This window comes from Mesorhizobium sp. RCAM 05099 (assembly GCF_059683685.1).
The window spans coordinates 1,103,530-1,121,943 of sequence record NZ_CM185035.1; the positions used below are offsets into that span (position 1 = coordinate 1,103,530).

General features: G+C 64.2%; 15 protein-coding genes and 2 pseudogenes. 9 read left to right on the forward strand and 8 right to left on the reverse strand.

The annotated features are described in order from the left end of the window. Positions 1-80: 80 nt before the first annotated feature. Complete coding sequence (locus AC56QQ_RS05380) at positions 81-1,220, reverse strand: citrate/2-methylcitrate synthase (RefSeq protein WP_497128887.1); 1,140 nt, start codon at positions 1,218-1,220, stop codon at positions 81-83. 97 nt (positions 1,221-1,317) lie between these two features. On the opposite strand from AC56QQ_RS05380, the gene AC56QQ_RS05385 reads away from it, so the two are divergent. The 3 genes from AC56QQ_RS05385 to AC56QQ_RS05395 all read left to right on the forward strand — a co-directional run bounded on the left by AC56QQ_RS05385 (position 1,318) and on the right by AC56QQ_RS05395 (position 4,636). After that, positions 1,318-2,406, forward strand: a complete 1,089-nt coding sequence (locus AC56QQ_RS05385; protein WP_497125836.1) for a citrate synthase/methylcitrate synthase — start codon at positions 1,318-1,320, stop codon at positions 2,404-2,406. A 226-nt stretch (positions 2,407-2,632) separates the two neighbouring features. Beyond that, positions 2,633-3,415 (forward strand): 3-hydroxybutyrate dehydrogenase, encoded by a 783-nt coding sequence (locus tag AC56QQ_RS05390; protein WP_497125837.1) that lies wholly within the window; start codon positions 2,633-2,635, stop codon positions 3,413-3,415. 90 nt (positions 3,416-3,505) lie between these two features. Further along, a complete protein-coding gene (locus tag AC56QQ_RS05395) occupies positions 3,506-4,636 on the forward strand; it encodes a patatin-like phospholipase family protein (RefSeq protein WP_497125838.1) in 1,131 nt (376 codons plus the stop codon). Between the two features lie 30 nt (positions 4,637-4,666). On the opposite strand, the gene AC56QQ_RS05400 is transcribed toward AC56QQ_RS05395, so the two are convergent. Further along, on the reverse strand, positions 4,667-5,815 hold the full coding sequence (locus AC56QQ_RS05400; RefSeq protein ID WP_497125839.1) for an MFS transporter: 1,149 nt from the start codon (positions 5,813-5,815) through the stop codon (positions 4,667-4,669). A gap of 170 nt (positions 5,816-5,985) precedes the next feature. Next, on the reverse strand, positions 5,986-6,651 hold the full coding sequence (locus AC56QQ_RS05405) for a peroxiredoxin-like family protein (RefSeq protein WP_497125840.1): 666 nt from the start codon (positions 6,649-6,651) through the stop codon (positions 5,986-5,988). 107 nt (positions 6,652-6,758) lie between these two features. Between AC56QQ_RS05405 and AC56QQ_RS05410 the strand changes: the two genes are divergently transcribed. The 5 genes and pseudogenes from AC56QQ_RS05410 to AC56QQ_RS05430 all read left to right on the forward strand — a co-directional run bounded on the left by AC56QQ_RS05410 (position 6,759) and on the right by AC56QQ_RS05430 (position 13,509). Continuing rightward, positions 6,759-7,646, forward strand: a complete 888-nt coding sequence (locus AC56QQ_RS05410) for a LysR family transcriptional regulator (protein ID WP_497125841.1) — start codon at positions 6,759-6,761, stop codon at positions 7,644-7,646. Next, positions 7,639-8,022: pseudogene (locus AC56QQ_RS05415) on the forward strand (patatin-like phospholipase family protein); the annotation flags it as partial. The gene AC56QQ_RS05410 and the pseudogene AC56QQ_RS05415, both read left to right, overlap by 8 nt. A gap of 777 nt (positions 8,023-8,799) precedes the next feature. Next, positions 8,800-9,976 (forward strand): annotated as a pseudogene (locus tag AC56QQ_RS05420) (efflux RND transporter periplasmic adaptor subunit). A 79-nt stretch (positions 9,977-10,055) separates the two neighbouring features. Then, positions 10,056-13,229, forward strand: a complete 3,174-nt coding sequence (locus tag AC56QQ_RS05425) for an efflux RND transporter permease subunit (protein ID WP_489858205.1) — start codon at positions 10,056-10,058, stop codon at positions 13,227-13,229. Between the two features lie 121 nt (positions 13,230-13,350). Further along, positions 13,351-13,509, forward strand: a complete 159-nt coding sequence (locus tag AC56QQ_RS05430; protein WP_489858204.1) for a DUF3309 family protein — start codon at positions 13,351-13,353, stop codon at positions 13,507-13,509. Between the two features lie 22 nt (positions 13,510-13,531). On the opposite strand, the gene AC56QQ_RS05435 is transcribed toward AC56QQ_RS05430, so the two are convergent. Together AC56QQ_RS05435 and AC56QQ_RS05440 are read right to left on the reverse strand one after the other, a co-directional pair. After that, on the reverse strand, positions 13,532-14,491 hold the full coding sequence (locus AC56QQ_RS05435; RefSeq protein ID WP_497125842.1) for an SDR family oxidoreductase: 960 nt from the start codon (positions 14,489-14,491) through the stop codon (positions 13,532-13,534). A 67-nt stretch (positions 14,492-14,558) separates the two neighbouring features. Continuing rightward, a complete protein-coding gene (locus AC56QQ_RS05440) occupies positions 14,559-14,762 on the reverse strand; it encodes a DUF680 domain-containing protein (protein WP_497125843.1) in 204 nt (67 codons plus the stop codon). A gap of 115 nt (positions 14,763-14,877) precedes the next feature. Between AC56QQ_RS05440 and AC56QQ_RS05445 the strand changes: the two genes are divergently transcribed. Next, positions 14,878-15,786: a LysR family transcriptional regulator gene (locus AC56QQ_RS05445; RefSeq protein ID WP_497125844.1), complete on the forward strand. Its 909-nt coding sequence runs from the start codon at positions 14,878-14,880 to the stop codon at positions 15,784-15,786. Here the strand turns inward: AC56QQ_RS05445 and AC56QQ_RS05450 are convergent. The 3 genes from AC56QQ_RS05450 to AC56QQ_RS05460 form a co-directional block, all read right to left on the reverse strand. After that, positions 15,750-16,925, reverse strand: a complete 1,176-nt coding sequence (locus AC56QQ_RS05450) for an MFS transporter (protein WP_497125845.1) — start codon at positions 16,923-16,925, stop codon at positions 15,750-15,752. The genes AC56QQ_RS05445 and AC56QQ_RS05450 overlap by 37 nt on opposite strands. Before the next feature lie 131 nt (positions 16,926-17,056). After that, positions 17,057-17,365: a DUF1244 domain-containing protein gene (locus tag AC56QQ_RS05455; protein WP_489858199.1), complete on the reverse strand. Its 309-nt coding sequence runs from the start codon at positions 17,363-17,365 to the stop codon at positions 17,057-17,059. Between the two features lie 11 nt (positions 17,366-17,376). After that, a complete protein-coding gene (locus AC56QQ_RS05460; protein WP_489858198.1) occupies positions 17,377-18,174 on the reverse strand; it encodes an N-formylglutamate amidohydrolase in 798 nt (265 codons plus the stop codon). Between the last annotated feature and the right edge of the window lie 240 nt (positions 18,175-18,414).

The window sequence follows — 18,414 nt, forward strand, 5'->3', positions numbered from 1 at the left end:
GTTCAGTCGGCGCGCCTTTAGCCTTTGTTTTTTGTATGCGGTGTCCCAAAACCGCGCTGTGCACTTTTGGGTGGCATGCATCAGGGCAGCAATCCCTGATAACGACCGCGCGGCCTGATGGCGCCTCCGCTTGTTATCTGTTCGACCGTGTGCGCGGCCCAGCCGACGCTGCGTCCGAGCGCGAACAGGCGGAACGGTGCATCGCGCGGCAAGCCAAGGCCGCGCGTCAGCGCGGCCAGGGCAAGGTCAATGTTGGGGCGGGCGCCGGTCGCGACAAAGGCGGCGTTTTCCAGGGATCGCAGTGTCTCGTCGGCATCAATAGCCGCCAGCAGGGCGACGGCCCGGGGATCGCCGTCGGGATAGAGCGGATGGCCGAACCCCGGCAGCGGCCGGTCGTGGCTGAGCCAGCGCCGGATCGCCGCATCGGCGCCATGCCGCGCCGCATCCTCGGCCAATTGCATCACCGCTTCGCTGGCGCCGCCATGGCGCGGGCCCGATAGCGTCGCGAACCCCGCGAGCAGGCAAGCGGCCAGCGGCGCGCCGGTGGAAGCGGCGACACGGGCGGCGAAAGTCGACGCGTTCAGCTCATGATCGGCGAGCAGGACAAGCGTGCGGCGGATCGCTTCCGCGCCGCCAGCATCCACGGACCAGCCTTGCGCCAACCGCCGATGGACCGGATCCGGTCCCGCCGGCGCGCCGAAGGCGCTGGCCAGAACGCCGACCGCCTGCGCGGCATCGGCATGCAGCGAGGTGGCGCCGCGCCCAAGCGACGGACGCCCCTGTGCGGCAGCCAAGGCAAGCTGCGCGAAGGCGGCCGCCCTGCCGCCCCGATGCGGCGCGTCGGGCGGCGGGGAAGCGAAAACCGCCGGCTCTGACAGCTCCCACAGGACGGCGGCGGTTTCCTCCAGCGTGGCGTGCCCTGAGAGCGCGACGGCATCCCGGCCACGATAGATGAGGCGACCGTGCCAAACGGTCGAGATCGAGGTGGCGATCGACGGCTCGCCCCACGCGATGGCGCTTTCGGCGATGGCCGACGGGCTGCGTCCGCGTGCCCGGCGGGTCGCCAGGGCGGCGATATCGTCGGCGCGATACTGGCTGCGGCGCGGATCGGCGCGGTCGGGCCGCATGCCGATGCGCCCACGGCTGACATAGGCATAGAGCGTCTGTGCCCGCACATTGAGGCGTTCAAGCGCTTCTTCCCGAGACAGCCACTCCGACAGGGTCGAATCCTCCTGGATATTGATTCTATTGATCAAGATTGATGACCATGTTGACTACCCTTATCTGCGATGTGGAAACGGTTCAAGGAGACAGGCGATGGCAAATGGGCTCGATGACGTGGTGGCGGCGGAAACCGTCCTTTCCGACGTGGACGGTCTTGGCGGCCATCTGACCATCCGCGGTCATTCGCTGCCGGAACTGGCCGGCCGCTGGAACTATGTCCAGGTGGTTCGGCTGTTGCTGGACCGTTTCTTCGAAGACCTTCCCGGCGATGCGGAACTGGCGCAGAGGATCGGCCAGGCGCGCGTCGAGGTGTTTGAGCGGCTTTTGCCCTCGCTGCCGTTGCTGGCATCGCTCGACGTCTACAGCGCGATGCGCGCCGGCATTGCCTTGCTGCCGGACGGCGAGACCTTGGCCGACGCCCTGAGGCTGATCGCGGCGCCAGCGGTGCTGACGCCGGCCTTGCTGCGCCTGCAGCGTGGCGAGGAGCCATTCGCGCCGGACAAGGCGGCCGACCATGCCGGCGATATGTTGAGCATGCTCAATGGCACCGTCGCCTCGCCAGCGCTGGCGAAGGCGCTCGACACCTATCTGGTAACTGTCTGCGACCACGGCCTCAACGCCTCGACCTTTGCGACCCGCGTCGTCGCCTCGACCAAGGCGGGCCTGACGTCGGCGGTATTGGCGGGTCTCGGCGCGCTCAAGGGTCCGCTGCATGGCGGCGCGCCGGGTCCGGTCATCGAGATGCTGGATGCAATCGAGGCGCATGGCGACGCCGCCGGCTGGCTGCGCCACGAGATCGCGCATGGCGAGCGCATCATGGGGTTCGGCCACCGTATCTACCGGGTGCGCGACCCGCGTGCCGACGTGCTGAAGGCGGTGGTGCGCAAACTCGGCAGCGAGGGCGAAACCGGTCGCCGGCTGGCCTTCGCGGAAAGGGTGGAGCAAGCGGCGCTCGATGTCCTGCGCGTCGCCAAGCCGTCGCGTTCGCTGCAGACCAATGTCGAATTCTACACCGCGCTGCTGCTGGAGGCCGCCGGCTTCCCCAGGCAAGCGTTCAGCAACGTCTTCGCCGCCGGGCGTGTCGCCGGCTGGATCGCCCATGCGCGCGAGCAGCAGACGACCGGACGGCTCATCCGTCCGCAGTCGCGCTATGTCGGGCCGGTGCCGGACCTCGTCGCCTGAGGCCATGTTGCGGCCCGAGGCCAACGTTACTCGCCCTTTCGCGGGAGTGCCGGCCGGGATTCGGCGAGCGCAGCGTTGCTGGCCGTCTCGCGGCGGCGGGCAGCCTCTTTGCATGACGAAAATTTCATGTCCTCTCGCAACGGAACCGCTGTTCTTGCGCCGATCAAGGCATATATGTTGCAGTGCAACATAGGCCTGTTCGTGCCGCAACCAGAGGATTCCGCCCTTGGCCATCAGAAAAACCGCCGTCGTCACCGGCTCCACATCGGGCATTGGCCTGGCCATAGCCCAGGCGCTGGCGGCCGAGGGCCATGATGTCGTCGTCAACTCCTTCTCCGACACAGCCGCCGACCACGCCATCGCCGATGCGATCGCCAAACAGCACAAGGTAAAGACAGCCTACATCAAGGCCGACATGTCGAAACCGGCCGAATGCCGGGCGCTTGTCGCCAAGGCGGCCGAGACATTTGGTTCGGTCGACATTCTCGTCAACAATGCAGGCATCCAGCATGTCGCGCCGGTGGAAGAGTTCCCGATCGAGAAATGGGACGCCATCATCGCCATCAACCTGTCGTCGGCATTCCACACCATCGCCGCCGCCATCCCGCTGATGAAGAAGGCCGGCGGCGGCCGGATCGTCAACATCGCCTCGGCGCACGGCCTGGTCGCCTCGCCGTTCAAATCGGCCTACGTCTCGGCCAAGCACGGCATCATGGGACTGACCAAGACCGTCGCGCTCGAGCTCGCGCGTGAGAAAATCACCTGCAATGCCATCTGCCCGGGCTATGTGCTGACGCCGCTGGTCGAGGCTCAGATTCCCGACCAGATGAAGGCCAACAAGATGGATCGCGAGACCGTCATTCGCGAGGTCATGCTGGACAAGCAACCAACCAAGGAATTCGTCACGGTCGAGCAGATCGCAGCGGCGGCGGTGTTCCTGTGCTCGGACGCGGCGGCGCAGGTCAACGGCACACATCTCTCGGTCGATGGCGGCTGGACGGCCGCATAAGTCCGGACATTTTCCCAGCTACCCACAGGGCCGGCCAAACAGAACCGACAAACCCGAAACAAGCCAGTTCGACAGATCAAGGACGACGCCATGACGAAAAACGGCAAGGCGGAGGAGAAGAAGAAAATCAACATCGCGCTTCAGGGCGGCGGCTCGCACGGCGCCTTTTCCTGGGGCGTGCTCGACCGGCTGCTGGAAGATGGCAGGCTGGAGATATCAGCGGTGTCCGGCACCAGCGCCGGCGCGATGAACGCGGTGGCGCTGGCCGATGGCTTCGTGCGCGGCGGGGTCGACGGGGCGCGGCAGAAGCTCGAGGATTTCTGGCGCGCGGTGGCCGCGAAGGGCCGGTTCAGCCCGGTGCAGCGCATGCCGTGGGATGTCGCCTGGGGCAACTGGTCGATCGAGAACACGCCGGGCTATGCTTTCTTCGACACCATGTCACGGGTGTTCTCGCCCTATGTCGCCAACCCGCTCGGCCTCAACCCGCTGCGCGACGTGGTTCAGCAGGAGATCGATTTCGCCAATGTGCGCGCCTGCAATTCGATGGAATTGTTCATCTCCGCGACCAATGTCGAAACCGGGCAGTTGCGTGTCTTTTCCGATGGCGAGATCGACCTCGACACGGTGATGGCTTCGGCCTGCCTGCCGCAATTGTTCCGCGCCGTCGAGATCAAGGGCGTACCCTATTGGGACGGCGGCTATGGCGGCAATCCGGCGTTGTTCCCGTTCTTCAAGACGGCAGCGACCGAGGACGTGCTCCTGGTGCAGATCAACCCGGTGGTGCGGGAAGGAACGCCAAGGAGCGCCAACGAAATCCAGAACCGCATCGACGAGATCACCTTCAACGCCGGGCTGCTGCGCGAATTCCGCTCGATCGCCTTCGTCAAGGAACTGATCGCCGCTGACCGTTTGCCGCATGGCGAATACCGTGACATCCGCATGCATCGCATCGATGCCGACGAGGCGTTCAAGGATTTGTCGGCGTCGTCGAAGGTCAATGCCGAATGGGCGTTCCTGGTCTATCTGCGCGATCTCGGCCGCACCGCCGCCAGCGACTGGCTGGAGGAGAACTACGACGCCGTCGGCAATCGCCCGACGCTCGATCTTTCCGGCCAACTGGATGACGGCTTCAAGCCGGTGCATGGTCCCGCACCCGGCCGGCGGGTGAAGGAATTCCTGGCGGCGCGCAAGAACCCGGAGGCGGTACGGCGTCAGGCCTGAGGCGGGCACTGAAAGTGACGGAGGTATTTTCTACCTCAACCCATGCGCTATTTTTTTCGCTGCCGGCTGGCGCCGCAGCATCAGCATTGCGACCACGCCAAGCAGCGGGCCGGGCGCGAGGACCAGAAAACTCCAACGCCAGCCGATGTTCTCCGCCAGGAAAGAGGTCAGGTGGATTGAGACAAAGGTAAGCGCGATGCCGATACTGAGTTGCAGTGACAGAGCCGTACCGACATAGCGCGGATCGCTCAATTCCGTTGCCATGGCCGAAAACTGCGCGGAATCGCCGATCACGGTCATTCCCCAGAGCGCGGCCACGGCGACGAACAGCCAAAGCGGTCCGTCGAAGGCAAAGCCGATCGTCAACGCACAACATCCAGACAGCGCCATCATCAGGGCGGCGGTCGCCGTCCGGCCGATGCGATCCGCTAGAACGCCGCCCAGGATCGAGCCGATCCCGCCCAACGCCACGACGATGAATGTCAGCAATGACGCGGCTTTCGCGTGACCGATGCCCAGACCGGGGCTTCCCGCGCTGACATAGGCCAGCATCCAGCCCCACATGGCGTAAAGTTCCCACATGTGCCCCAGATAGCCGAGATTGGCGAGCGCGAGCGGGCGGTTTTGCAGGACTGCTCCGATGTGGCGCGGATCGAAAGTCGATTTTCTGAACGGATAGGGCCCTTCGGTGCCGAGGCGCACGATCAGGACGCCACCCGCCAGTGCCGCTGTCGAGGTCGCTATGACGACCGCCTGCCAGGCGAGGCTGGCCGCGAGCGCGGACAGCAGGTGGGGAAACGCGGATCCGAGCGTCAACGCAGCAAGCAGGACGCCGAGCGCTGTCCCTCTTTCTCGGCTGAACCAGGTCGAGACGAGTTTGAGCGCCGGCGGATAGACTCCCGCAAGCGCCACGCCCGTGGCAAAGCGGGCAAGCAGCAGAACGCCCGCGGATGGCGCGAAGAGCAGACAGAGGTTCGCAGCGGCAGCGATCATGGCGCTAACCCCGATCACCTTGCGCAGCGAAATCACGTCGAGCAGACCGCTAATGCTCGACGCAAGTGCGCCGACAGCGAAACCGATCTGAACGGCACCGGTAATCCAGGCGCCCTGCACTGGAGACAAGTGCCAGACCTCCGTCAACTGTGGTGTGATCGCCGTGGCCGAGAACCACGTGGTCATGGCCGGAAGGCGCTGGCGCTGATCAAGGCAAGGATCCACCAGCGCCGGTCCGCAACGACGTCCACGGGTTTTACTGCGGTCACTGGGTCAACCTCCGACGAGCTTGAGAGAACAAACCCCAAGCAGGGGCGGCCACCGGTGTCGAGACGGACGCCTGGGCCATCGGGCGTTCACGCGGCGACGGAACTCTTCAGCCGCTCGAGGACGGGGAGCAGATCGGTGGGGTCGGGTCTGCGGGTGTAGTCCGGGCTGACCTCGGCATAGACAATGACACCGTCCCGGGCGACCACGAAGCGCGCCGGCATCGGCAACGTCCATGAAGGGTCGTCGTTCACCACCGCCAGGTCGACGCCGAAGCTCTTATACAGTGCGATCAGATCGTCAGGCAGGCGGAAGCGGAGGCCGAAGGCGTTGGCGACTTCGCCATTCGGGTCGCTCAACATTGGGAAAGTGACCTGCTTTTCACGTTTGGCCTTGCGGCCATTCATCAGGGATTGCGGGGAAATGGCGACCAACTGCGCCCCTGTGGCACGGATGGCGGCCGAAGCCTCCTGCAAGGCTTCGAGTTCAATGTTGCAATAGGGACACCAAACACCGCGATAGAAGCTGAGCACCAGCGGGCCGCGAGCCAGCAGGTCGGTCGAGGATAGCGGGCCGTCGTCAGCCTCCGCCAATGTGAAGCTCGGGGCGACGGCACCAGCCTTCAGGGCGTTATCAACCTGACCCGAAGCGATGAGTTCGGCGGTCGCGCGATGCATGATCTCGACCGCCTGTTTGGGGGCCTTCTTGCCTTCAAAGTCAGCTTTGAAGGCATCAAGCTTGTCTTGAAGCGACATGGGACTACTCCGGTTGTTCGCCGCTCTGGCAGCGGCAGAAACGTCCTCGCCTATTTCGAAAAAGAGGGGTAGCCTGCCGGAAAGGATAGCAATCATCCGGAAAATGAATGGCTGACAGGCTCCAGGAACTGGAAGTGTTCGTGCGCGTGGCGGAACGGGGTAACCTTTCGCAGGTCGCTCGCGAAATCGGCCTGTCGCAACCTTCGGTGTCTCGGATCCTCAACGATCTGGAGGCTCGCATCAGTGCCCGGCTCCTTGTTCGCTCCAGCCGAAAGGTCGGGCTGACAGAGGCGGGGCAAGTTTACCTCGAGCAGATTCGGCCGCTGCTCGCCGAGCTCGGGGCGGCAGCCGACACCGCTGCCGGCAATGAGGAACTGCGGGGACTGCTGCGCGTCGAGTTGTCGGTCACTTTCGCCATGCGCGCGCTCATTCCTCGCCTGCCCGTCCTGCTGGCCGAGCATCCAAACCTATCTGTCGAGCTGATGATGGACGATCGCCGGCGCAGCCTCGTCGAGGAGGGCGCCGATGTCGCGATCAGGCTGGGCGTGCTGGACAATTCAAGCCTGATGGCACGCCGGGTCGGGCAGACGCCGAGGCTGCTCGTCGCGGCGCCGGATTATATCGCCCGCCATGGCTTGCCAGTCAGTCCTGCCGACCTGGCCCGGCACCATGTCATTTTCGGCCCTTCCGACACTTCCGGCGCGACTTTTCAAGGTCCGATCAATCCGGAGGCAAACTTTGTCCTGCCCGAAAATCCACGCATCCGGGTCACGAGCTCGGCCGGTGTCACCGCATGCGTTTTGGCGGGCCTTGGCGTAGCGTTCGGATCTGGCTGGATGTTCGACGCCGAACTCAGGGATGGCCGTCTTTGTCGGCTGCTGCCGGAATTCCCGCTACCTGCCATACCGATCCACGCCTTGTTTCCGGCCGGTCGCCAGCCTAGCAAGCGGGCCAGGGGATTTGCAGACTGGCTGAGCAAATCGTTGGACTCGTAGCGCCAGGCTGCTGCGCGAATTCCGCTCGATCGCCTTCGTCAAGGAGCTGATCGCCGCTGGCCGTTTGCCGCATGGCGAATACCGTGACATCCGCATGCATCGCATCGATGCCGACGAGGCGTTCAAGGATTTGTCGGCGTCGTCGAAGGTCAATGCCGAATGGGCGTTCCTGGTCTATCTGCGCGATCTCGGCCGCACCGCCGCCAGCGACTGGCTGGAGGAGAACTACGACGCCGTCGGCAATCGCCCGACGCTCGATCTTTCCGGCCAACTGGATGACGGCTTCAAGCCGGTGCATGGTCCCGCACCCGGCCGGCGGGTGAAGGAATTCCTGGCGGCGCGCAAGAACCCGGAGGCGGCTCGCCGGCAGGCCTGAGGAGCGCCGGCGTCGGCAAGACGACAACCGCCGCGTGTGACGATCGCCTCATCATCCTGACGCCTGCTGCCATGCTGTTTTCGCGGCGCTGCCCCCAACCGCCAGAAACGAGCTGGCGGGACGGTCGGCGCAGCCGCTCCGAATGGCACAGGATATCGGCGGTGTTCTTGCCTCCGCGTTTCTGCGCGCCATGTCGCGAACGGCAGGTTGCGCTGGCTCAGTGCATCTCGTCGCCTCTCGCGTTCGCCCCCGCAACGTTTGGCTCGACGCTGGCCCGTCGGGCTTCGGCAATCAGGACCCGAGTTCGGCATTCCGCAATTTGTATAGCGATTTCAATTGATTGCTTGGATAGCCAGGCGCAGGGGGCTGGCATCTCTCGTCGCCCGAGGTTGTCCGGTACGACAAATTCCCGGCCGGAAATCCGCATCCAGATCAAGAAATCCGGCGCATCGGCGGCTTCATGTCGACGGTTGTCGCGCTGCATGTCGGCTGAGGAGAGGCCAGTCGTTCGCAGCTGGCACAGGGGCCGATCGGGAGCCGTTCCCTGGCACGACGACTGCCACCCACCAGGCGACCGGCAAAACCTGATGGCGGCAGGCGTGTCTTGTCCGGCCATGTAATGGTCTTGCAACTTTCAGACTATATTGCGGTGCAACTTTGATGTAAAAGCGCGCTTCGCCGATCACGGCAAATTGAACACGGCCTGGCGCGCACCCATATCGGCCACGCGCCCGCGTTACGAGGACGCTGGCCGAACCCGCAGTGGAAAAAATGACGATGCCGAGAATCAGGTTTCACAAGCTTGCAGCCGTTGTTGTGCTCATTGGTTTCGCGGCCTGGATGGCGACAGGCGAGTTTTCGTCCGTCGGCAGCGTAGCGGCGAACAAGGCCAAGGCAGCCGAGGTCGAGCAGGGCAAGGCGCCGGACGCGAGCAAGCCGAAGACGGCGGAAGCCGAGCCAAAGGCACCGCTGCGCACCGTCGCGGTGGTGACGCCGCCGCGCCGCACCTATGCGCGCGCCATCCGCATTTCCGGGCTGACCGAAGCCGACAAGCGGGCCGTGCTGGCGACACGCGTGGCCGGTATCATCGACAAATTGCCGGTCAAGCAGGGCCAGCACGTCAAGACTGGCGATTTGGTGCTGATGCTGGCCGCCGAGGACAAGATCTCGACGGTCGACAATGCCAGTGCAATTGCTGGTGCAGCGTCAGGCCGAGCTCGACGCTTCCGAGCGGTTGGCCAAGACCGGCAATCTGCCCAAGCTGCAACTCGACACCGCCCGCTCCAACCTGACCGCGGCGCAATCCATGCTGGAGACGGCCCAGGCCGAACTTGATCGCAACGAGGTGAAGGCGCCTTTCGATGGCGTCATCGACCGGGTGCCGGTGGAACTTGGCAGTTCCATCATGCAGGGCAGCGAGGTGGCGACCATCCTCAAGCTCGATCCGGTGATTGCCCGCGGTGAGGTCAGCGAGCGAGATCTCGGCTACCTCAAGATCGGCGACAAGGCCAGCGTAAGGCTGGTCAGCGGCCAGACCGTCGAGGGTACCGTGCGCTACATCAGCCGCGACGCGTCGTCGGCGACCCGGACCTTCCGCGTCGAGGTCGCGATCCCCAATGCCGATGGCTCCGTGCCGGCCGGCATGACGGCGGAAATCGCGCTCAGCGCGTTGCCGACGGACGCCATCATGCTGCCGCGCTCGGTGGTGACGCTCGGCGACAAGGGCGATCTCGGCATCCGTGCCGTCGACAAGGACAACAAGGTTGTGTTCTTCCCGATCGATCTGGTCGACGACACGCCGACCGGCCTCGTGCTCGGCGGCATTCCGGCCGACACGCGCATCATCGTCGCCGGCCAGGAACTGGTGAAGGAAGGCGATGAGGTCAAGCCGGTCGAGGCTGACCAGGCGACCATCCAGAAGCTGTTGGGCGAGGCGACCGCCGGGACGCAGTAGCGCGACTTGCGCCGGAAAGCCCTGGGCGGAGACAATCGGCTGCGACGCAGCTCCTGAAATTCAAGAACAGGCAGTAGCCATGGATATCGTCAGACTCGCAATCAACAATGCCCGCCTGACCATCTCGGTGCTGGTCTTCCTTCTGCTCGCTGGCTGGGTCGCCTATCAGTCGACGCCGAAGGAAGCAGAACCCGACGTTCCGATTCCGATGATGTATGTCAGCCTGATCTATCAAGGCATTTCGCCGGAGGATTCGGAGCGCCTCCTGCTGCGGCCGATGGAAAGCAAGCTGAAGAGCCTGAAGGGCCTCAAGGAGATGCGCTCTGCCGCCTTCCAGGGCGGCGGCTATGTGCTGGTCGAGTTCCAGCCGCAGACCAACCTGGCGACGGCACTGCAGGATACACGCAGCAAGGTGCAGGATGGCAAGGCCGACCTGCCGCAGGCGGCCGAGGAGCCTGTCGTCACCGAGGTCAATATTTCCGAATTCCCCGTGCTCGTCGTCACCCTGTCGGGCGAATTGCCCGAGCGTGTGCTGACCGCCGCGGCGCGCGAGTTGCGCGACCGTATCGAGGAAGTGCCCGGCGTGCTCGAAGGCTCGCTGCAGGGCTCTCGTGACGATCTCGTCGAAGTCGTCATCGATCCGATGAAACTGTCGTCTTATGGGCTGCAACTCGACCAGCTGATCGGCGCCGTCGGCGCCTCCAACAGCCTGGTCGCCGCCGGCAACATCGAAGGCTCGCAGGGCAAATACGCGGTCAAGGTGCCGTCGCTGATCGAGACGCCGGAGGATGTGGCGGCGCTGCCCGTGGTCGCCGGTCCCAATGCCGTTGTGCAGGCCAAGGACATCGCGACGATCCGCTCGACCTTCGCCGATGCCGAGACGATCACCCGTCTCAACGGCAAGCCGGCCATCGCCATCGAAGTCAAGAAGCGTATCGGCGCCAATCTGATCGACACGCTGACCAAGGTGCGGGCGGTGTCCGACGCCTTCGTCAAAACCATGCCGCAAGGCATGAACGTCACCTACACCCAGGACAAGTCGGTCTTCGTCAACCAGCTGCTCGGCGACCTGCAGAACCATGTGATGATCGCCGTGATCCTGGTGTTCATCGTCATCCTCTATGCGCTGTCCGGCCGAGCCTCGCTGCTCATTGGCCTCGCCATTCCGTCATCGTTCCTGATCGGCATCCTGCTCCTGGCGATGATGGGCTACACGATCAACATGATCGTGCTGTTCAGCCTCATCCTGGCGGTCGGCATGCTGGTTGACGACGCCATCATCGTCACCGAGTTCGCCGAACGGCGGATGAGCGAGGGCATGCCGAAGGCGGACGCGTTCGCGCTTGCCGCCAAGCGCATGGCCGGTCCGGTCATCGCGGCGACGATGACGCGCATTGCCGCCTTTTCACCGTTGCTGTTCTGGCCGGGCATCATCGGCGACTTCATGAAATACATGCCGATCACGCTGATCGTCACGCTGTCGGCCTCGATGCTCTATGCGCTGGTGTTCGCGCCGACGCTCGGAGCGATCTTCGCCAAGGCGCCGCAGCACCACGAGGATGACAATCGCGACGGCTGGTACATGGCCATCGTCAAGCAGGCGGTACGCTTCCCAATCACCGTGGTTTTGCTGACCGTTGCGTTGCTGTTCGGCGTCGGCTTTGCCTATTCCAAATATGGCGCGGGTGTCGAGTTCTTCCCCAGTGTCGAACCCGACTACGGCCTGCTCTACGTGCACGCCCGCGGCAACCTTTCGCTGGCCGAAATGGATACCGCGACGAAGATCGCTGAAAACAGGCTGCTCGGCTGGCCCGGCATCAAATCGGTCTATACCCGCGTCGGCAAGACGCAAGGCGGCGGCCAGGACGTTCCGGAAGACGTTGTCGGCGTCATCCAGTACGAGTTCGTCGACTGGCGTGAGCGCAAATCGGCGAACCAGATCCTGAGCGATCTGCGCGGCGTCATGGCCGGCATTCCCGGCGTCGATGTCGAGGTGCGCGTGCCGGAGGCCGGCCCGCCGACCGGCAAGCCGATCCAGATCAGGCTTTCGGCCGTCGACCCCAAGGGGCTGGACGAGAAGGCCCGCGCCGTCGCGGCGCGTATTGCCAAGGTGCCCGGCGTCATCGACATTTCCGACGGCCTGCCGCCACCCGGCGTCGACTGGGCGCTCGAGGTCGACCGCGCGAAGGCAGCCCAATACGGCATCAGCCCGACCTCGGTTGGAACGGTCGTGCAGCTCGTCACCAACGGCCTGAAGCTCAGCGAATATCGGCCGGCCGGTGCCGACAAGGCGGTCGACATCCGGCTGCGTCTGCCGGAGGATCGGCGCACGCTGTCGACGCTCGACGAACTCAGGGTGCAGACCGCGCAAGGCTCGGTGCCGATCTCGAACTTCGTCGTCCGCAAGGCGAAACCGAGCGTCGGCATCCTCAACCGCATCGACGGCGCGCGCACCGTGGTGGTGCAGGCCAACGTTGCCGCCGGGGCCCAGGTCGCCGCCGTGCAGCAGGAGGTTACCCAGGCTGTCGCCGACATGAATCTCGGCAGCGGCATCCGCTGGAAGCTGGCCGGCTCGAACGAGGACAGCGCCGAAGCCAGCGCCTTCCTCGGCAAGGCCTTCGGGGCGGCGATCTTCCTGATCTTCCTCGTGCTCCTGATGCAGTTCAACAAATTCACCAGCGTGCTGATGGTGCTGTCCTGCGTGGTCATGGCGACGATCGGCGTGTTCCTGGGACTGCTTTTGACCGGAGAGGCATTCGGCATCGTCATGTCGGGCATCGGTGTCATCGCGCTGGCCGGCGTCGTGGTGAACAACAACATCGTGCTGATCGACACCTATGACAGGCTGCGCGAAGAAGGCTGGGACAAGATGGAGGCGGTGCTGCAGACCTGCAGGGAACGCGCTCGGCCGGTGGTGCTGACGGCGGTGTCGGCGATCCTTGGCGTGTTGCCGATCGCCTTTGGTCTCGGCCTCGAGATATTCCATCACGAGACGACGATCAACGCGCCGTCGACGCAATGGTGGATTTCGCTGTCCTCGGCAATCGTCTTCGGCCTGTCCTTCGCCACCCTGCTGACGCTGGTGGTGACGCCGTCGATGCTGATGATCTTCACACGCAGCAAGAACAGCCGCTTCTACGCGTTTTTCCGCCGGCTATTCCGGCGCGGCAAGGGTACGGTTTCGTCGACCGACACGCCGAGCCCGGACGCGGGCGACGAGCCGGCGATCGCCTTTCCAAAGGCGGCCGAATAAACCTGTCTGCGAATTCCCGACTCAAAGGCCGCCCGGAACAACCGGGCGGCCTTTTGCATTGTGCCCTGGAGCAATGCCCAGCATTGCGCCGTGGCAGAACGTCAGATGCGGGGAATTTCTCATGCCGATCACCACCATCATCATCATCGTCCTGATCCTTGTCCTCATAGGCGCGGTGCCGACCTGGCCGCATTCGCGCTCCTGGGGTTACGGGCCGTCGGGCATTGTCGGCGTGGTGCTGGTGGTGCTCCTGGTGTTGCTTCTGATGGGACGGCTCTGAGCTGCCGCCCTCAGTCTTCTGTTCAGGCAGCCTTTAACGTGCCGGTCACGGTGGCGATGCCGATATCCTTCAGCGCCTCCGCGACCGCCTGGTCCAGCGGCGTATGCGGGATTTCGCCGATGATGCCGGCAAGCCGCGTCGAGGTCAGTTGGTGCGGTTCGAAGCGCAGATAGGACATCGAGACGATTTCGCGCCACATCGCCACGAACGGACTGCCGGCACGCAGCACCCACCAGGGCATCGAGGTCATCTTGAGCGGCCGGCCAACTGCCTTCTCGGCGGCGGCCTTGATCTGAAGGTCGGTGACCGCGTGGCCCGGAAAGTTCAGCGCTTCATAGGAGCCGAGCTTGTCGAGATTCCTGGCCAGCGCGACGAAGCCTACGGCGAAGTCCGGCAGGTAGGCCCATTCGTGCACCAGATCGACCGGGCCGGGGGCGGTGTAGATGCCCTTGCTGATCTTGGCGGCGACGACCAGGTCGAACCATGATCCGCTGCCGGTGCCGCCGAAGAAATCGCCGGCTCTGAGAATAATGGTGCGGACACGGCCGGCTTCGGCCTCGCGGCGAAACAGTGCTTCCATGGCGGTGCGGATGCGGCCCTTCTCGGTCGTCGGCCGGAACGGTGTGTCCTCGGTGACGATCGCCGGCATCGGCGAGCCGTAATTGTAGACGGTGCCCGGGAAGAGATGCAGGGCGCCGTTGGCATGGCAGGCGGCCATCACGTTCTCGGCCATCGGCAGGCATTTGCCCCAGTCGGTGTAGATCGGGTTGAGGCCGTTGAAGATGATGTCGACGCCCTGGGTGGCGCGGATCAGCGCCTCACGGTCGAGCGCGTCTCCGGCAACGGCGGTGGCGCCCTTGAGTTCGGCCGGCACCTTGCCGCTGCGGGTAATAGTGCGGACATCATAGCCGGCGTCGATGAAGGCCCCGGCGACGACGCGGCCGAGGCGGCCATTGGCGCCGAGAATTGCGATCTTGGTCATTGTTCGTCTCCTTGTTTGACGCGACGGGACAAGCCCGCCGCTTTCTGGATATTCCGAAGACCGCCGTTCAGCGGCTGCCGAAGAGGTCGCGGTTGCTGCCCTGGGGCTTCTGACCGGTGGTCTCGGACGTCTCGATCGACGTGGTGGTCGTGATGTCAGTGTTGACGACGGCCGGCCGGCTGGCGTCGTTCGAACCAAACTTGTCGCTGCCGGCAAAAGCAGTGCTGGCGGCGATGAGGAGGGCAGCGGCGGTGAGAGCGATCTTGGTCATTTTGAGTTCTCCTGGTTGGTGGTTGCAGTCCGTATCGGTGTTTGCAGGGTGAATATGATTGCCTCATTGATGAATTGAAATTGACCATGGATGCAGTTCTGATATTCATTATTGAATGGCAGACATCGATTGGAACCTGATCAAGAGCTTCGTCACGGTGGCGGAAACCGGCAGCCTGTCAGCCGCTGCGCGAAAACTGTCGGCCAGCCAGCCGACGCTTGGCCGCCACATCGGAGAGCTGGAACAGGCGCTCGGCGTCACGCTGTTCCGGCGTGGGCGCAGCGGCTATTCGCTGACGGAAGCCGGCGCCACGCTGTTTGAGCGCGGCAAGGCCGTCAGCGAGCAGGCGAGTGCGTTTTCACGACTGGCACTTGGCTCGGTCGAGGCAATCGAAGGCACGGTGCGCATTGCCGCCAGCGAAGTGGTGGCTGCCTATGTGCTGCCCAGCATGATGGCACGGCTCGGCATCGAGGAGCCCGGCATCGAGGTCGAGATCGTCGCTTCAAACCAGGTCGAGAACCTGCTGCGCCGCGACGCCGATATCGCCATCCGCATGGTCAAGCCGGCACAGAACGAACTGGTGGCGCGCAAGGTCTGTGATATTCCCCTCTGCGCCTGCGCGGCTATTTCCTATCTCGACCGGCGCGGCCGCCCGCTCGGGCCGGCTGATCTCCTCAATCATGCCCTGATCGGCTTCGATCGCAGTGACGAGATGATCCGAGGCTTCACGCAATCCGGAATCCCTGTCAACCGTGGCAGTTTCCGCTTCAGGGCCGACAACCAGATCGTCCTGTGGGAGGCGGTACGGGCGGGGAATGGTATCGGCCTCGGCCAGGAGCCGCTGGCCGATCGCGATCCGCTGGTGGAGAGGCTGCTGCCGGGCCTACCGCTTCCAAGCCTGCCGGTGTGGCTGGCCATGCATCGCGATGTGCGCGGCAGCGTGCGCATCCGCCGCGTGGCGGATTTTCTCCACGAGGAACTGAAACGCTATTCGGCGGGCGCGGGCGCGAATTCGGCGCGGTGAGCGAGGCCCGCCATCAACAGGACGACGATCAGCAGCCCCGACATGGCAATGAAGATCGGCCCGAAGCTGGAATGTTCGGCAACGAAGCCGATCGCCGATGGCGCCACCAATATGCCGGAATAGCCCATGGTGGTGACCACGCTCATGCCGGTGCCCGACGACATGCCTTCCTGGTTGCCGCCAGCAGAAAAGATGATCGGCACCATGTTGGCGATGCCGAAGCCGCACAGGGCAAAGGCCGCGATGGCAAGCCAGGCCGAGGGCGACAGGCCGGCGATCAGCATGCCGGCCGCGGCGACGACCGCCGAGCCGCGCAGGGTCATGACCGCGCCGAAGCGGTTGCGCACGCCGTCGCCGAAGAAACGCATGATCGCCATGACACCGGAAAAGGCAGCGTAGGCAAGGCCGGCAACGGCGAGGTCGGCGCCGAGTTCCTGCCGCAGATACAGCGCTGCCCAGTCGAGCACCGCGCCTTCGGAGATCATCGTCAGCAGCGCCATCAAGCCGACGAGATAGACCAGCGGGTTTGCCGGCAACGCGAATTTATGGTGCTCGGCCGCCTGCGGCCTGTCCTCGGCGATCAGATGGCCGACCGCTGCGGCGATCACCGCGAAAGCGAGCGCCGTCACCACCGCCGCATGGGCGAGGTGGCCGTAGGTCTGGATGGCGAAGCCGCCGAGGGCGCCGCCGGCGAAACCGCCGAGGCTCCAGAAGCCGTGCGAGGACGACATGATGGCGCGGGAGAGCCGCCGTTCCACCACCACCGCATTGGCATTCATGGCGACATCCATGCCGCCGATCGAGCCGCCGAAGATGAACATGGCGATGGCCGCCAGCGGCACGTTGGGTGCCAGCGCCACGACCAGCAGGCCGAGGCTGCCGCACAGCCCGAACCAGCGCAGCACGCTGCGCGAGCCATGTTTGGAGATCAGGTGGCCACACCAGGTCATGGCGGTGACGGCGCCGGCGCCGAACAGCAGTATCAGCAGGCCAAGCGTGAATTTCGATATGTCCAGCCGGGTCAGGAACACCGGGATCTGCGGCGCCCAGCTGCCGGTCAGGAAGCCGTTGGCGAGGAAAATGGCCGCGACGGCCCATCGTCCGCGAATGGCAACCTGCATGGCGTCTGATGCGTTCATCGGGCGAATCCGGTCAGAAAATGGCTTCGCGCGGCAAATTAGATCGATTCAATTCGCAGTCAAGCGCTCGCTACCGAAAGTTTTTGGACCAGACACGGCGTTGAAACGATCGAGGGGTGCCGACGGTTGACCTAGTGGTCCTTGGGTCGCCTTGCCTCGAATTCGGCCTTCTTGGCGTCGGAGGCCTCGGTCTGGTTGAGTGCCTGCCATTCGGCATAGGGCATGCCGTAGACGATCTCGCGCGACTGGTCCTTGGTGAGGTCGACGCCCTCGGCATTGGCTGCTTCGCGATACCAGTTCGACAGGCAGTTGCGGCAGAAGCCAGCGAGGTTCATCAGGTCGATGTTCTGCACGTCGTTGCGCTCGCGCAAATGCTCGACCAGCCGGCGGAAGGCGGCGGCCTCGAAATCGCGCTGCTGCTCGTTGCTGAGTTCGGTCATCGAAACCTCCGTCATATCGGCCCGGTGCGTGAGCCGAACATCTTCACGACATGTATATCGGGGCGGCGGTCGATCGCGTCAACGATAGGTGCCAGGCGATCGGCCCATGCAAGCGCGTCCTTGCCGCTGGCGATCAGGTCCTGGCGGATCTCGATTAGCGCATGGGCAAAGCCGTTGACGATGGCATGCCGGAACATGGTGTCGCCACGCAGCGCGCCGTCATAGGGTTCATTGTCGCCAACGATAAGGGTCTTGTCCTCGGCCAGCATGTCGATCAGTGGCCGCGCCACCCGCTCGTCGCGGTCCCACAGGATGCCGACATGCCAGGGACGTTGGATCCCTTGCATGACCGGAGTGAAGGAATGCACCGAGAAAATGAAGGGCGCCTTGGCTGAGGCCTGCGCGACCGAGGCGATCATGGCGCCGACCGCGTCGTGATAGGGCCGGTAGAAACTGTCGAGCCGCCTCTCGCGTTCTTCCGGGGCAAGAGGGTAGTTTCCTGGCACGACCGTGCCGTCATAAAGCTGACGTATCAGCGTTGGATCGTCCTCGCCGCGATTGGGATCGATCAGCAGCCGCGAAAAATTGGCGAGCACCGCCGGCACGCCGAGCAGCGAGGCCAGTTCGCGCGTCACCGTCTCGACGCCGATGTCATAGGCGATGTGGCGGTCGAATTCCGCCGCTGGCAGGCCAAGGCTGCCATAGTCGTCGGGCAAGTCGCGGCGGGCATGATCGGCCAGAAGCACGATGCCCCGCTTGCGGTCGCCCTCGATAATGTCGAAAGGCGCGAAAACTGTGGATCGGGTCATTGGCGGGAAATGGTCTGTTCGCTGGCTTCCGGGGAGGGTGCTATCGTCATTCCACGAAGACGACGCTCGCGCAATGCCGTTGTTTGGCCAAGGTTTCCCGGGAAATCTGGCAGAAGTCGGCGAATTGTGCGCCGGAGCCTTTCTAAATCGATTGGAATTGGACAAAACGGCGCGTTGACATGCGCCCGGACTTTTCCGAAAAGGGGCGCAGAGAGATGCAGATGTGGTTCTTGAGGGGTT

Bases quoted from the DNA above. Each gene is read 5' to 3' on its own strand.
- AC56QQ_RS05385 (WP_497125836.1), top strand. From the start codon at position 1,318: ATGGCAAATGGGCTCGATGACGTGGTGGCGGCGGAAACCGTCCTTTCC.
- AC56QQ_RS05395 (WP_497125838.1), top strand. From the start codon at position 3,506: ATGACGAAAAACGGCAAGGCGGAGGAGAAGAAGAAAATCAACATCGCG.
- AC56QQ_RS05400 (WP_497125839.1), bottom strand. From the start codon at position 5,815: ATGACCACGTGGTTCTCGGCCACGGCGATCACACCACAGTTGACGGAG.
- AC56QQ_RS05405 (WP_497125840.1), bottom strand. From the start codon at position 6,651: ATGTCGCTTCAAGACAAGCTTGATGCCTTCAAAGCTGACTTTGAAGGC.
- AC56QQ_RS05410 (WP_497125841.1), top strand. From the start codon at position 6,759: ATGGCTGACAGGCTCCAGGAACTGGAAGTGTTCGTGCGCGTGGCGGAA.
- AC56QQ_RS05425 (WP_489858205.1), top strand. From the start codon at position 10,056: ATGGATATCGTCAGACTCGCAATCAACAATGCCCGCCTGACCATCTCG.
- AC56QQ_RS05430 (WP_489858204.1), top strand. From the start codon at position 13,351: ATGCCGATCACCACCATCATCATCATCGTCCTGATCCTTGTCCTCATA.
- AC56QQ_RS05435 (WP_497125842.1), bottom strand. From the start codon at position 14,491: ATGACCAAGATCGCAATTCTCGGCGCCAATGGCCGCCTCGGCCGCGTC.
- AC56QQ_RS05440 (WP_497125843.1), bottom strand. From the start codon at position 14,762: ATGACCAAGATCGCTCTCACCGCCGCTGCCCTCCTCATCGCCGCCAGC.
- AC56QQ_RS05445 (WP_497125844.1), top strand. From the start codon at position 14,878: ATGGCAGACATCGATTGGAACCTGATCAAGAGCTTCGTCACGGTGGCG.
- AC56QQ_RS05450 (WP_497125845.1), bottom strand. From the start codon at position 16,925: ATGAACGCATCAGACGCCATGCAGGTTGCCATTCGCGGACGATGGGCC.
- AC56QQ_RS05455 (WP_489858199.1), bottom strand. From the start codon at position 17,365: ATGACCGAACTCAGCAACGAGCAGCAGCGCGATTTCGAGGCCGCCGCC.
- AC56QQ_RS05460 (WP_489858198.1), bottom strand. From the start codon at position 18,174: ATGACCCGATCCACAGTTTTCGCGCCTTTCGACATTATCGAGGGCGAC.